Origin of the sequence: Streptomyces sp. NPDC006743, assembly GCF_040703815.1 — a bacterium.
Taxonomy (GTDB): domain Bacteria; phylum Actinomycetota; class Actinomycetes; order Streptomycetales; family Streptomycetaceae; genus Streptomyces.
In genome coordinates, this window is the sequence record NZ_JBEYJA010000003.1 from 75,548 (window position 1) to 88,853 (window position 13,306).

At 73.2% G+C, this 13,306-nt stretch carries 12 protein-coding genes; 7 read left to right on the forward strand and 5 right to left on the reverse strand.

All coding sequences use genetic code 11. The features are described from left to right. Window positions 1-54: 54 nt before the first annotated feature. Together ABZ719_RS03410 and ABZ719_RS03415 are read right to left on the reverse strand one after the other, a co-directional pair. Window positions 55-1,023 carry a DeoR/GlpR family DNA-binding transcription regulator gene (locus ABZ719_RS03410; protein ID WP_078884273.1) on the reverse strand — a complete coding sequence of 323 codons (969 nt, stop codon included), beginning with the start codon at window positions 1,021-1,023 and terminating at the stop codon, window positions 55-57. A 191-nt stretch (window positions 1,024-1,214) separates the two neighbouring features. Continuing rightward, complete coding sequence (locus ABZ719_RS03415; RefSeq protein ID WP_037861393.1) at window positions 1,215-2,663, reverse strand: NAD(P)H-quinone dehydrogenase; 1,449 nt, start codon at window positions 2,661-2,663, stop codon at window positions 1,215-1,217. Between the two features lie 105 nt (window positions 2,664-2,768). Here ABZ719_RS03415 and ABZ719_RS03420 point away from each other — a divergent pair, with 105 nt between their 5' ends. From ABZ719_RS03420 to ABZ719_RS03430, 3 genes are all read left to right on the forward strand, one after another. Continuing rightward, window positions 2,769-3,206: a gamma-glutamylcyclotransferase gene (locus tag ABZ719_RS03420; RefSeq protein ID WP_366723567.1), complete on the forward strand. Its 438-nt coding sequence runs from the start codon at window positions 2,769-2,771 to the stop codon at window positions 3,204-3,206. A 103-nt stretch (window positions 3,207-3,309) separates the two neighbouring features. After that, complete coding sequence (locus tag ABZ719_RS03425) at window positions 3,310-4,134, forward strand: purine-nucleoside phosphorylase (protein WP_037861396.1); 825 nt, start codon at window positions 3,310-3,312, stop codon at window positions 4,132-4,134. Window positions 4,135-4,639: 505 nt separating this feature from the next. Then, on the forward strand, window positions 4,640-6,271 hold the full coding sequence (locus tag ABZ719_RS03430; RefSeq protein ID WP_366723748.1) for a phospho-sugar mutase: 1,632 nt from the start codon (window positions 4,640-4,642) through the stop codon (window positions 6,269-6,271). A gap of 66 nt (window positions 6,272-6,337) precedes the next feature. On the opposite strand, the gene ABZ719_RS03435 is transcribed toward ABZ719_RS03430, so the two are convergent. Further along, the gene (locus ABZ719_RS03435; protein ID WP_366723568.1) at window positions 6,338-7,057 is read right to left on the reverse strand and encodes a PH domain-containing protein; all 720 of its coding nucleotides are present in this window, start codon (window positions 7,055-7,057) and stop codon (window positions 6,338-6,340) included. A 348-nt stretch (window positions 7,058-7,405) separates the two neighbouring features. Between ABZ719_RS03435 and deoC the strand changes: the two genes are divergently transcribed. From deoC to ABZ719_RS03450, 3 genes are read left to right on the forward strand one after another with little or no spacing between them, the layout of a single operon-like run. After that, complete coding sequence (deoC, locus tag ABZ719_RS03440; protein ID WP_366723569.1) at window positions 7,406-8,365, forward strand: deoxyribose-phosphate aldolase; 960 nt, start codon at window positions 7,406-7,408, stop codon at window positions 8,363-8,365. Window positions 8,366-8,370: 5 nt separating this feature from the next. Beyond that, complete coding sequence (locus ABZ719_RS03445) at window positions 8,371-9,810, forward strand: aldehyde dehydrogenase family protein (protein WP_366723570.1); 1,440 nt, start codon at window positions 8,371-8,373, stop codon at window positions 9,808-9,810. Next, window positions 9,800-10,705: an aldehyde dehydrogenase family protein gene (locus ABZ719_RS03450; protein WP_366723571.1), complete on the forward strand. Its 906-nt coding sequence runs from the start codon at window positions 9,800-9,802 to the stop codon at window positions 10,703-10,705. The genes ABZ719_RS03445 and ABZ719_RS03450 overlap by 11 nt, the downstream gene beginning before the upstream one ends. Before the next feature lie 109 nt (window positions 10,706-10,814). On the opposite strand, the gene ABZ719_RS03455 is transcribed toward ABZ719_RS03450, so the two are convergent. Beyond that, the gene (locus ABZ719_RS03455; RefSeq protein ID WP_366723572.1) at window positions 10,815-11,219 is read right to left on the reverse strand and encodes a hypothetical protein; all 405 of its coding nucleotides are present in this window, start codon (window positions 11,217-11,219) and stop codon (window positions 10,815-10,817) included. Between the two features lie 160 nt (window positions 11,220-11,379). Here ABZ719_RS03455 and ABZ719_RS03460 point away from each other — a divergent pair, with 160 nt between their 5' ends. After that, window positions 11,380-11,982, forward strand: coding sequence for a uridine kinase (locus ABZ719_RS03460; RefSeq protein ID WP_366723749.1), 603 nt, complete (start codon window positions 11,380-11,382; stop codon window positions 11,980-11,982). Between the two features lie 396 nt (window positions 11,983-12,378). Here the strand turns inward: ABZ719_RS03460 and ABZ719_RS03465 are convergent, their stop codons facing one another. Then, a complete protein-coding gene (locus tag ABZ719_RS03465; protein WP_366723573.1) occupies window positions 12,379-13,113 on the reverse strand; it encodes a SigE family RNA polymerase sigma factor in 735 nt (244 codons plus the stop codon). Between the last annotated feature and the right edge of the window lie 193 nt (window positions 13,114-13,306).

Sequence of the window (13,306 nt, forward strand, 5' to 3'; positions counted from 1 at the left end):
CCGACGGCCGCCCGGGACCGGAGGCGGCCTCACGGCCTCCGGTCCCGGGGGCGCTCACCGGCGCCGCAGGTCCGCGACCCGGGCCGCCCGCTCGGCACCCGCCGACTGGTCCTGGCCGCCCAGCCCCGTGGCGCGCAGGGTGGCGGCCGGGCCCGTGACCTGGCCGCGGCGCGGGCCGGGCAGCGGGACGTCCCGGCGGCGCTCACCGCGGGCCGGAGCCTGCTCGCCCACGGGGTTTCCCGCCGGACCGGCCACCGCGATCTGCACGCCCTGGTCGGCCAGGGCCTGCAGTTCGGTGCCCGCGCGGTCGTCGTGGGCGGGCGGCTCGTCCGTCACCAGCCGGGTGATGAACTCCGTCGGGACGGTCTGGAACATGGTGTCCGCGCCCAGCTTGGTGTGGTCGGCGAGGACGACGACCTCCGCGGCGGCCTGGACGAGGGCCCGGTCGACGGAGGCCGACAGCATGTTGGAGGTGGACAGCCCGCGTTCGGCGGTCAGCCCGCTCCCCGACAGGAACGCCCTGGACACCCGCAGCCCCTGCAGCGACTGCTCGGCACCCGACCCGACGAGGGCGTAGTTGGAGCCGCGCAGCGTGCCGCCGGTCATCACGACCTCCACGCGGTTGGCGTGGGCGAGGGCCTGGGCGACCAGCAGCGAGTTGGTGACCACGGTCAGCCCGGGGATCCGGGCGAGCCGGCGGGCCAGCTCCTGCGTGGTCGTACCGGCCCCGACGACGATGGCCTCGCCTTCTTCGACGAGACCCGCGGCGAGGTCGGCGATGGCCGTCTTCTCGGCGGTCGCGAGGTGCGACTTCTGCGGGAAGCCGGACTCACGGGTGAACCCGCCCGGCAGTACCGCACCACCGTGCCGGCGGTCGAGGAGTCCTTCCGCCTCCAGTGCCCGCACGTCCCGCCGTACGGTCACTTCGGAGGTCTGGACGACACGGGCGAGTTCACGGAGCGACACCGCACCGTTCGCTCGCACCATTTCGAGGATGAGTTGGCGACGTTCAGCAGCGAACACGAAACTGACAGTAACCCCAGCGACCGTCTGCTTTCAGCAGTTTGCACCGAATAACAGAAGTTGTTCGCAAGGTGGCACGCGGAGTGGTATAAGCCGCAGTCCATGCGCCTATGCCGCGCGCATGGTCCGCAACTCCCCGTGCAGGGCGGGGAGTCGGATCCGGCCGCAGGCCGGAGCCGTCCCCGCCGCCCTCACGCCTCGCCGGCCGACTTGCGCCCGTGCAGCTGCCGGGCCACCTCGGCGATCGACCCCGACAGAGACGGGTACACGGTGAAGGCGTTCGCGATCTGTTCGACCGTCAGGTTGTTGTCGACGGCGATCGAGATGGGGTGGATCAGTTCCGAGGCGCGCGGCGCCACGACCACACCGCCGACCACGATGCCCGTACCCGGACGGCAGAAGATCTTGACGAAGCCGTCCCGGATGCCCTGCATCTTGGCGCGCGGGTTGCGCAGCAGGGGCAGCTTCACACAGCGGGCGTCGATCTTGCCGGCGTCCACGTCGGCCTGGCTGTAGCCGACGGTGGCGATCTCAGGATCGGTGAAGACGTTGGAGGAGACGGTCTTCAGGTTCAGCGGGGCCACCGCGTCGCCGAGGAAGTGGTACATGGCGATACGTCCCTGCATCGCCGCCACCGACGCCAGCGCGAAGACACCGGTCACGTCACCGGCCGCGTAGACGCCCGGGGCGGTCGTCCGCGACACCTTGTCCGTCCAGATGTGCCCGGAGTCGCGCAGCCTGACGCCGGCCTCCTCCAGGCCGAGCCCCGCGCTGTTGGGGATGGCGCCGACGGCCATCAGGCAGTGGGAACCGGTGATGACCCGGCCGTCGGCCAGCGTCACCTCCACCCGGTCCCCGACCCGCTTGGCCGCGGCGGCGCGCGAGCGGGCCATGACGTTCATGCCGCGGCGCCGGAAGACGTCCTCCAGGACGGCCGCCGCGTCCGGGTCCTCGCCGGGCAGCACGCGGTCGCGGGAGGACACCAGCGTGACCTTGGAGCCCAGCGCCTGGTAGGCGCCCGCGAACTCGGCGCCGGTGACGCCCGAGCCCACCACGATGAGTTCCTCGGGCAGCTCGGTGAGGTCGTAGACCTGGGTCCAGTTGAGGATGCGCTCGCCGTCGGGCTGCGCGTCGGGCACCTCGCGCGGGTGGCCGCCGGTCGCGATCAGCACCGCGTCCGCGGTGAGCGTCTCCTCGCTGCCGTCGGCCGTGGTGACGACGACCTTGCGCGACCCGTCCAGGGCCTGCATGCCCTCGAGCCGTCCGCGGCCGCGCATGACCCGGGCACCCGCGCGCGTCACGGACGCGGTGATGTCGTGCGACTGGGCGAGCGCGAGCCGCTTGACCCTCCGGTTGACCTTGCCCAGGTCGACCCCGACGACCCGGGCGGCCTGCTCCAGCGGCGGGGTGTCGTCGGCCACGATGATCCCCAGCTCCTCGTACGAGGAGTCGAAGGTGGTCATCACCTCGGCCGTGGCGATCAGGGTCTTCGACGGCACGCAGTCGGTCAGCACCGACGCTCCGCCCAGACCGTCGCAGTCGACGACGGTCACCTCCGCGCCGAGCTGAGCGGCCACCAGCGCCGCTTCGTATCCGCCGGGTCCGCCACCGATGATCACGATCCGAGTCACGTACTCCATTGTCCCGCACTCCTCAAGGTGCTCCTCCCCGGGGGCACCGCCGGGTGCGGGAGACGGCTTCCGCCCCGGATGAGCCGCCCGCGCCGCTGCCGTACCCTTCGACGCATGTCGCTCTACGCCGCGTACGCCGGCAATCTCGACGCGCGGCTGATGTCCCGCCGCGCTCCGCACTCGCCGCTGCGCGCGACGGGCTGGCTGAACGGCTGGCGGCTGACCTTCGGCGGCGAGCAGCTGGGCTGGGAGGGCGCGCTGGCGACCCTGGTCGAGGACCCGATCTCCCAGGTCTTCGTCGCCCTCTACGACATCGCCCCGATGGACGAGGAGTCCCTGGACCGCTGGGAGGGCGTCGGCCTGGACATCTACCGGCGCACGCGGGTGCGGGTGCACACCCTGGAGGGTGAGGAGAAGGCCTGGACGTACGTCCTCGACGCGTACGAGGGCGGTCTGCCCTCCGCCCGCTACCTGGGCGAGATCGCGGACGCCGCCGAGTCCGCCGGAGCCCCGCACGACTACGTGATGGAACTGCGCAAGCGTCCCTGCTGAGACCCCGGGACGGGGGCCTTGTCGGAAACGACAAGGCAACGATCCCGTTCCCGTGAGCTCCGTCATCTACGCGCGTAGGCGAATTCCGGCTACCCTCGTCCGCGTGAACGCATCTCTTCTTCCGGACGACATCCAGGGCGACCCCTACGCCGCCGCCGACGCCGCCGCCGCGCGCCTGCGGGAACTCACCGGCGCGGAGACCCACGACGTCGCCCTCGTGATGGGCTCCGGCTGGGCACCGGCCGTCGACGCCCTGGGCACCCCCGACGCCGAGTTCCAGGTCACCGAGCTGCCCGGCTTCCCGCCGCCGGCGGTCCAGGGCCACGGTGGCAGGATCCGCTCGTACAGCACGGGCTCCAAGCGGGCCCTGGTCTTCCTGGGCCGCACCCACTACTACGAGGGTCACGGCGTGGCCGCCGTCGCCCACGGCGTGCGCACCGCCGTCGCGGCCGGCGTCAAGACGATGATCCTCACCAACGGCTGCGGCGGCCTGCGCGAAGGGATGCGCCCCGGCCAGCCGGTCCTGATCAGCGACCACATCAACCTGACCGCCACCTCCCCGATCGTCGGCGCCAACTTCGTCGACCTGACCGACCTCTACAGCCCGCGCCTGCGCGCCCTGTGCAAGGAGGTCGACCCCACCCTGGAGGAGGGCGTCTACGCCCAGTTCCCCGGCCCGCACTACGAGACGCCCGCCGAGATCCGCATGGCCCGCGTCATCGGCGCGGACCTGGTCGGCATGTCCACGGTCCTGGAGGCGATCGCCGCCCGCGAGGCCGGCGCCGAGGTCCTCGGCATCTCCCTGGTGACCAACCTCGCCGCCGGCATGACGGGCGAACCCCTCAACCACGAGGAGGTCCTCCAGGCGGGCCGCGACAGCGCCACCCGCATGGGCTCCCTGCTGGCCCAGGTCCTGGACCGCCTGTAGCCCCACGCACGAGGGCGGGGGCCCACGGCGAGCGAACGCCGACGGCGCCGCGCCCGAAGGCGGAGGCGCGCGCCGGCACTGCCCGCACCCACGCACGACGGCGAGGACCCGAAGCCCCCGTGCCCCGCGGGCACGACGGCGGAGGCGGAGGCCGGGGAGGTCCTGCCCGCAGCCGCGCACGGCGGGGAGGGGACGTGCCGGGGGGTGTCCGCCCGCAGCGGTTGGCGCGTCAACCCGGGCACTGTGAACAAGTGACCGATTCCGCGCCGTTCCGAGGACGGACACCCCCCGGCGCGGCCCCGCCCCACCCACCCCCCCGCACGCGCTACGCGCACCCCCACCCCCCGCACGGGCCGCCGCAGGCACCCCGCACCCCCGGCACCACCCCTCACAAGCCCCCCGCAAGCCACACCACGCACCGCGCACCCCACCGCACAGCGCACCGCAGGCACCCCGCACCACCGACGACACGAGAGGCTGACCCGACGTGCACGACGACGACCTCATGGCCCGGGCCGAGGCATGGCTCGCCGAGGACCCCGACGCGGACACCCGCGCGGAACTCGCCGCGCTCATCGAGGCGGGCGACACGGCCGAGCTGACGGCACGCTTCGCCGGCACCCTCCAGTTCGGCACCGCCGGCCTCCGCGGCGAACTGGGCGCGGGCCCCCTGCGCATGAACCGCTCCGTGGTCATCCGCGCCGCCGCCGGCCTCGCCGCGTACCTGAAGAAGCACGGCACCCCCCACGGGACCGACACGGCCGGCCTCGTCGTCATCGGCTACGACGCCCGCCACAAGTCGGCGGACTTCGCCCGCGACACCGCCGCCGTCATGACCGGCGCCGGCCTGCGCGCGGCCGTGCTCCCCCGCCCCCTGCCCACCCCCGTCCTCGCCTTCGCCGTCCGCCACCTCGGCGCGGTCGCGGGCGTGGAGGTCACCGCCAGCCACAACCCGCCCCGGGACAACGGCTACAAGGTGTACCTGGGCGACGGCTCCCAGATCGTCCCGCCCGCGGACGCGGAGATCGCGGCGGAGATCGACGCGATCACCACCCTCACCGCGGTCCCCCGCCCCGACACCGGCTGGGAGACGCTCGGCGAGGACGTCCTGGAGGCCTACCTGGCCCGTACGGACGCCGTCCTCGCCCAGGGCTCCCCCCGCACGGCCCGCACCGTCTACACGGCGATGCACGGCGTCGGCAAGGAGACCCTGCTCGCCGCCTTCGCCCGCGCGGGCTTCCCCGCGCCCGACCTGGTCGCCGAGCAGGCCGACCCGGACCCGGACTTCCCGACGGTCGCCTTCCCCAACCCGGAAGAGCCCGGCGCGATGGACCTGGCCTTCGCCAAGGCGCGCGAGACCGGCCCGGACCTGATCATCGCCAACGACCCGGACGCGGACCGCTGCGCGGCGGCCGTGAAGGACGGCGCGCACTGGCGCATGCTGCGCGGCGACGAGGTGGGCGCGCTGCTCGCCGCCCACCTGGTCGCCCGCGGCGCGCACGGCACCTTCGCGGAGTCGATCGTCTCCTCCTCCCTGCTCGGCCGCATCGCCCGGAAGGCGGGCCTGCCCTACGAGGAGACCCTCACCGGCTTCAAGTGGATCGCCCGCGTGGAGGGCCTGCGCTACGGCTACGAGGAGGCCCTCGGCTACTGCGTGGACCCGCAGGGCGTACGGGACAAGGACGGCATCACCGCCGCCCTGCTGATCACGGAGCTGGCCTCCCGGCTCAAGGAGGAGGGCCGCACCCTCCTGGACCTCCTCGACGACCTCGCGGTGGAGCACGGCCTGCACGCCACGGACCAGCTCTCGGTCCGCGTGCAGGACCTCTCCCTGATCGCCGACGCGATGCGCCGCCTGCGCGAGCAGCCCCCGACCGCGCTGACGGGCCTGCCCGTCACCCGCGCCGAGGACCTGACGCAGGGCACGGAGAAGCTGCCGGCGACCGACGGCCTGCGCTACACCCTGGACGGCGCCCGGGTCATCGTCCGCCCGTCGGGCACGGAGCCGAAGCTGAAGTGCTACCTGGAGGTGGTGGTCCCGGTGGCGGACCACGCGGGCCTCCCGGCGGCCCGGGAGAAGGCCGCCGAGCTGCTGGCCGCGATCAAGCGCGACCTGTCGGCGGCGGCAGGCATCTGACGGGAAAGCGGGCCCCGGCCGGAGCCGGGGCCCGCCGCGCCGTACCGGGGCTCGGTGGCCGGCCCGTCAGCCCACGGCCAGCAGGATCGCCAGGACCACCGCACCGGCCAGCGCGGGCCCGGCGATCTCGTAGGCCCAGCGGACCGTCACCTCGCCCTGCGCGCTCTCGGCGTGCGCGCGGGACTCCTGCAGTTCGCGCAGGTCGTTCATGAACTGGTCGCCCTCCGCCCGGATGGGGCCGCCGGCGCCCGCGGTGCCCCCGGTCCTCGGGGCGCCCCCCGCGAGACCCCCGAGCCCGCCGACGGCTCCCCGGCCGAAGAGCCCGCCGCGGCCGGTGGCCCCGGGCTCCCCCGCGGCGGCGGCCCGCGCCTCCTGCCGGGCCGCCCGCTTGCGCGCCCGCAGCGAGACGGGCACGGCCCAGAGCTGGTACTTCGCGCCGGACGCGGCGATCACCTCGTTGGAGTACCCCGAGCGCAGGCCCGCGACCTGGCTCCAGGGCAGCACGATCACGCGGAAGGGGTTGCGTACGCGCAGCCGGTCGCCGTCGGCGTAGACGGCGGGCCGGAAGGTGAAGGCGATCACGAGCGGCACGGTGAGGATCATCCCGGCCAGCGCCAGCCACGGCGTGCGGCCGCTGCCGCTGAACATCGCGTCGAGACCCAGCCACAGGATGATGGCGAGCAGGAGGACACCGCCCCCGATGGCGCCGGACGACCGGCGGACCCGGTCCTGGAACTCGGGGGCCGGCGGCTGCGGCGCGGGGGACTCGTGCTCGGGCGTCGTCATGGCCCCGATTGTGCCCGACCCCGCCCCTCGCACCACGCCGCCCCCACACGGGCGACCGCCCACCCCGCGCACCGCCTCCCTCCGGCCGCCCACCACCACCCGGCAGCCGCCCCACCACCGAAACCACCCCACCCGCGGACCGCCTCCGTCCAGCCACCCCGCCACCGCACCCACCACCGCCGAGCAACCACCCCAGCCCGCAGACCGCCCCTCACTCCCCGACCCGCCACCCGCCCGCCTCCTGCTCCCCCCTGCCCCCTCCTCCCCGCCCCCTCCCCCCAGGTGCCCCGCCCCACACCGCCGGGGGTGTACAGCCGCTACGCGCGTAGATATGCTCACCTGGTGACCATGCCCACGACTGCACCCTCCGCGCCGCCGCTCTCCGACGTCACGGCGTCCGACAGCTCGCTGCGCCGTTTCCTGCACGGGCTGCCCGGCGTCGACGCGGTCGGCCTCGAGGCGCGCGCCGCCTCGCTCGGCACCCGTTCCATCAAGACCACCGCGAAGGCGTACGCCATCGACCTCGCGATCTCGATGGTCGACCTGACGACGCTGGAAGGCGCGGACACCCCGGGCAAGGTCCGGGCGCTCGGCGCCAAAGCGGTCCATCCCGACCCGACGGACCGCACGGCCCCCACCACGGCCGCGGTCTGCGTCTACCCGGACATGGTGGCCGTCGCCAAGGAGGCCGTCGCCGGTTCGGGCGTCAAGGTCGCCTCGGTGGCCACCGCCTTCCCCGCGGGCCGCGCCGCCCTGGACGTGAAGCTGGCCGACGTGCGCGAGGCCGTCGCGGCGGGCGCGGACGAGATCGACATGGTCATCGACCGCGGGGCGTTCCTCGCGGGCAGGTACCTGAAGGTGTTCGACGAGATCACCGCCGTGAAGGAGGCCTGCGGGACGGCCGCCCGTCTGAAGGTCATCTTCGAGACCGGCGAGCTGTCGACGTACGACAACATCCGCCGCGCCAGCTGGCTCGGCATGCTCGCCGGGGCGGACTTCATCAAGACCTCCACCGGAAAGGTCGCGGTCAACGCGACCCCCGCCAACACGCTCCTCATGCTGGAGGCGGTGCGCGACTTCCGGACGCAGACCGGTGTGCAGGTGGGCGTGAAGCCGGCCGGCGGCATCCGCACCTCCAAGGACGCCATCAAGTTCCTGGTCCTGGTCAACGAGACCGCGGGCGAGGACTGGCTGGACAACCACTGGTTCCGCTTCGGCGCCTCCTCGCTGCTGAACGATCTGCTGATGCAGCGTCAGAAGCTGGCCACCGGCCGCTACTCCGGCCCCGACTACGTGACGGTGGACTGATCACCATGGCATCCGCATTCGAGTACGCACCGGCTCCCGAGTCCCGCTCGGTCGTCGACATCGCCCCCTCCTACGGCCTGTTCATCGACGGCGAGTTCACGGACGCGGCCGACGGCAAGGTCTTCAAGACGGTCAGCCCCGCCACCGAGGAGGTCCTCTCCGAGGTCGCCCAGGCGGGCGAGGCCGACGTCGACCGCGCGGTGAAGGCCGCCCGCAAGGCGTTCGAGAAGTGGTCGGCGCTGCCGGGCTCCGAGCGCGCCAAGTACCTGTTCCGCATCGCCCGGATCATCCAGGAGCGCAGCCGTGAGCTGGCCGTCCTGGAGACCCTGGACAACGGCAAGCCGATCAAGGAGACCCGCGACGCGGACCTCCCGCTGGTCGCGGCGCACTTCTTCTACTACGCGGGCTGGGCCGACAAGCTCGGCCACGCCGGGTTCGGCGCGAACCCGCGGCCCCTCGGCGTGGCCGGCCAGGTCATCCCGTGGAACTTCCCGCTCCTGATGCTGGCGTGGAAGATCGCCCCGGCGCTCGCGACCGGCAACACGGTCGTCCTCAAGCCCGCCGAGACGACCCCCCTGTCCGCCCTCTTCTTCGCGGACATCTGCCGCCAGGCGGGCCTGCCCAAGGGTGTCGTCAACATCCTCCCGGGCTACGGCGAGGCGGGCGCCGCGCTCGTCGCGCACCCGGACGTGAACAAGGTCGCCTTCACCGGCTCCACGGCCGTCGGCAAGGAGATCGCGCGCACGGTCGCCGGCACGGGCAAGAAGCTCACGCTGGAACTGGGCGGCAAGGGCGCCAACATCGTCTTCGACGACGCCCCGGTCGACCAGGCCGTCGAGGGCATCGTCACCGGCATCTTCTTCAACCAGGGCCAGGTCTGCTGCGCGGGCTCGCGGCTGCTGGTCCAGGAGTCGGTCCACGACGAACTGCTGGACTCCCTCAAGCGCCGCCTGGGCACGCTCCGTCTCGGCGACCCGCTGGACAAGAACACGGACATCGGCGCGATCAACTCCGCCGAACAGCTGGCCCGGATCACCGCGCTCGCCGAGCGGGGCGAGGCGGAGGGCGCCGAGCGCTGGTCCCCGGCCTGCGAACTGCCCTCCTCCGGCTACTGGTTCGCCCCGACGCTGTTCACGAACGTCACGCAGGCGCACACCATCGCCCGGGACGAGATCTTCGGCCCGGTGCTGTCGGTCCTGACCTTCCGCACGCCGGACGAGGCGGTCGCCAAGGCGAACAACACCCAGTACGGCCTGAGCGCCGGCATCTGGACCGAGAAGGGGTCGAGGATCCTCGCCGTCGCGGGCAAGCTCCGCGCGGGCGTGATCTGGTCCAACACGTTCAACAAGTTCGACCCGGCCTCGCCGTTCGGCGGCTACAAGGAGTCGGGCTTCGGCCGCGAGGGCGGCCGCCACGGCCTGGAGGCGTACCTCGATGTCCGATAAGACCGACAAGACTGAGCGACTCTCCGTCTTCAAGACCTACAAGCTGTACGTCGGCGGGAAGTTCCCGCGTTCCGAGAGCGGCCGGGTGTACGAGGTGAGCGACGCGAAGGGCAACTGGCTGGCGAACGTGCCCCTGTCCTCCCGCAAGGACGCCCGGGACGCGGTGGTGGCCGCCCGCAAGGCGTTCGGCGCCTGGTCGGGCGCGACCGCCTACAACCGCGGCCAGATCCTGTACCGCGTCGCCGAGATGCTGGAGGGCCGCCGCGAGCAGTTCGTGCGCGAGGTCGCCGACGCGGAGGGCCTGTCGAAGTCCAGGGCGGCGGCGGTCGTGGACGCCACGACCGACCGCTGGGTCTGGTACGCGGGCTGGACCGACAAGATCGCCCAGGTGACCGGCGGCGCCAACCCGGTCGCGGGCCCGTTCTTCAACCTCTCCTCGCCCGAGCCGACCGGTGTGGTGGCCGTCCTCGCCCCGCAGGAGTCGTCCTTCCTGGGCCTGGTCTCGGTGATCGCCCCGGTGATCGCCACCGGCAACACGGCGGTGGTGGTCGCGAGCGAGAGGTCCCCGCTCCCGGCCCTCTCCCTGGGCGAGGTGCTGGCCACCTCCGACCTGCCCGGCGGAGTGGTCAACGTGCTCTCCGGCCGTACGGCGGAGATCGCGGCGCCGCTCGCCGCGCACCAGGACGTCAACGCGATCGACCTCGCGGGCGCCGGCGAGGCGCTGGCGAAGGAGCTGGAGATCGCGGCTGCGGACAACCTCAAGCGCGTCCTGCGTCCACAGCCTGTGGACGACTGGTCGGCGACGCCGGGCACCGACCGCATGACGGCGTTCCTGGAGACGAAGACGGTCTGGCACCCGACCGGTTCGCTCGGCGCCTCGGGTTCGTCGTACTGACGGCACCGGCAGCGCCGTGGCGACCGGCCCAGGCCGCACGGACGAGAGCCGCGCCCTCCCTCCGTCCGGGGAAGGCGCGGCTCTCCGCGTCGTCGGGAGCGCCGGCCGGTCAGCGCACCGCGCCGAGCACCTGCCCCAGCACGGGGATGCTCCCGACCGACGGGGCCTGCGCCACCGGGTGGGTGAGCATCTGCGAGGTCAGCGGCTGGAAGTCGGCGAGCTTGGTGCCGACCCCGTTGTCCAGCGGGTCGACGCCGGTGCCCGCCAGCGGGTTCGGCTTGAGACCGGCCACCGGACCGGTGACGTAGCCGACCGTGCCCGTCAGCGCCCGCAGTCCCGCCTGCGGGTCGATCTTCCCGACGGAGCCGGTCTGGTACTCGCCGTTCAGGACCGGGAGGCTCTCCGCCGCGGCCGTGGAGGCGCCCGCGCCCAGGGCCGCGCCGGCGGTCGCCACGGCGATCAGCACGCGCCGGACGGTGGGACGGGGAACGGACGCGGACGCGTGTCGGGCCATTTCTGGTGCCACCTTCTGATGCACTGAGTAACGGAAACAGCGCACAGGGTAGTTGAGACACGAGCCACCCGCCAAAGCCGACCCGCGGGCTCGGCAGGAAGGCCGCCATGCGTCAAACTGGTGTTCCGTGAGCCTTCATCCCCCGTCCCCCGCCCGTGTCGTGCTGCTGTGCGGCCCCTCGGGTTCCGGCAAGTCCCTGGTCGCCGCCCGTTCCGGGCTGCCCGTGCTGCGTCTCGACGACTTCTACAAGGAGGGCGACGACCCGACGCTGCCGCTGGTGGCGGGGAGTTCGGACATCGACTGGGACCATCCCGCCTCGTGGGACGCCGACGTCGCCGTCGAGGCGATCACCCGGCTGTGCGCCACGGGCTCCACGGGCGTACCGGTGTACGACCTCGGGCGCAGCGCCCGCACCGGTGAGGAGACGCTGCACATCGGGCGTACGCCGCTGTTCGTCGCGGAGGGCGTCTTCGCGGCGGAGATCGTGGAGCGCTGCCGTGAACGGGGCGTGCTGGCCGACGCGCTGTGCCTGACCCGGGGCCCGGTCACGACCTTCCGGCGCCGTTTCCTGCGTGATCTGCGGGAGGGCCGCAAGTCGGTGCCGTTCCTGCTGCGCCGCGGCTGGCGGCTGATGCGCGCGGAGCGGGCGATCGTCGCCCGCCAGGTCTCCCTGGGCGCGCACGCCTGCGGCCGGGACGAGGCGCTGGGACGGCTGGCGGCCGCGGCGGCGGGCCGCCGGATGCCGACGCGGACGGCGGCGTGACGACGGCCGGACGACGGCGCTGCGACGGTCCGGCGGCGACGCAAGGGCGGCCGGACGACGGCGCTGCGACGGCCGGAGGGCGAACGCCGACTCGGACGGCCGGCGTAACAGTGGTCGGACACCGGATGCCGAGGCGAACGACGGCGTAACGAGGGACCGGCGGCGAACGCAAGGGCGGCCGGACAGCGGCGCTGCGACGGCCGGACAGCGGCCGGGTGGGCGCGCGAAAGCGGGACTGGACGGACCCCCCGGCCCTCCAGCCCCGCTCCCCCGTGTTCCCCACTTCCCCCGTGGGTTCCCCTTTTCCCCTGTTTCCCCCGTGGGTTCCCCACTTCCCCCGTGGGTCCCCCTTTCCCCCTGCTTCCCCCGTTCCCCCCCCAGCCTGCGGCGGGCCGGTCAGGCGACCAGTTCGCCGAAGGACTCCTCGTGGTCACGGCCGAAGCTGAGGACCTCGTCGTCGCGCAGCCGGCGCAGCGAGCGCCAGATGCTGGACTTCACCGTGCCGACGCTGATGCCGAGGATGTCGGCGATCTCCGGGTCCGTGCGGCCCTCGTAGTAACGCAGGACCAGCATGGTGCGCTGGAGTTCGGGCAGCCGGGTGAGCGCCTGCCACAGGACGGCGCGCAGTTCGGTGCCGCGCATCGCGTCCGTGTCGCCGGGCGTCTCGGGCAGTTCCTCGGTCGGGTACTCGTTGAGCTTGCGGCGCCGCCAGGCGCTGATGTGCAGGTTGGTCATGGTGCGGCGGAGGTATCCGCCGACGGCCGCCTTGTCACTGATCCGGTCCCACGCCCGGTAGGTCGAGAACAGCGCGCTCTGCAGCAGGTCCTCGGCCTCGAAACGGTCACCGGTGAGGTGGTAGGCGGTGGCGTACAGGGAGGCGCGGCGCTCCTGGACGTAGGCGGTGAACTCCGCCTCCGACGGGCTGCACCGCTCCCCCGAGGCCTCCCCGTACGCGGTTCCCCCGTTCTCCCCCGTGTGCGCGTCGACCACCGTCATGTACGCGGTGTGCTGACGCCCGGTGCCGCGAGCGCATCCCCGCGCCCCCGCCGCACCGGTCTTCTCCGATCCGCGGGTCACGTCGTGCAGACGCGTGACCACTGCGCTGGTGCTGGTGCCGTGCAGCGTGTTCATCTCGCGCCCCCCGTCGGTGGACCTCTGGTGTTCGGATCATTCCTTGCTGGTGTCGAAAATCCTGCCCGGGGCACTTCATGGCCGTGTCCGCCGACTGTCACAGACCTGTCACAGGGCCTCAAGTCGCCGGCCGGTCCGTACAGAGCCGTACGGGTGTCGAAACCCCGGCCCCGCATGGGCCAGAATGAGGCCC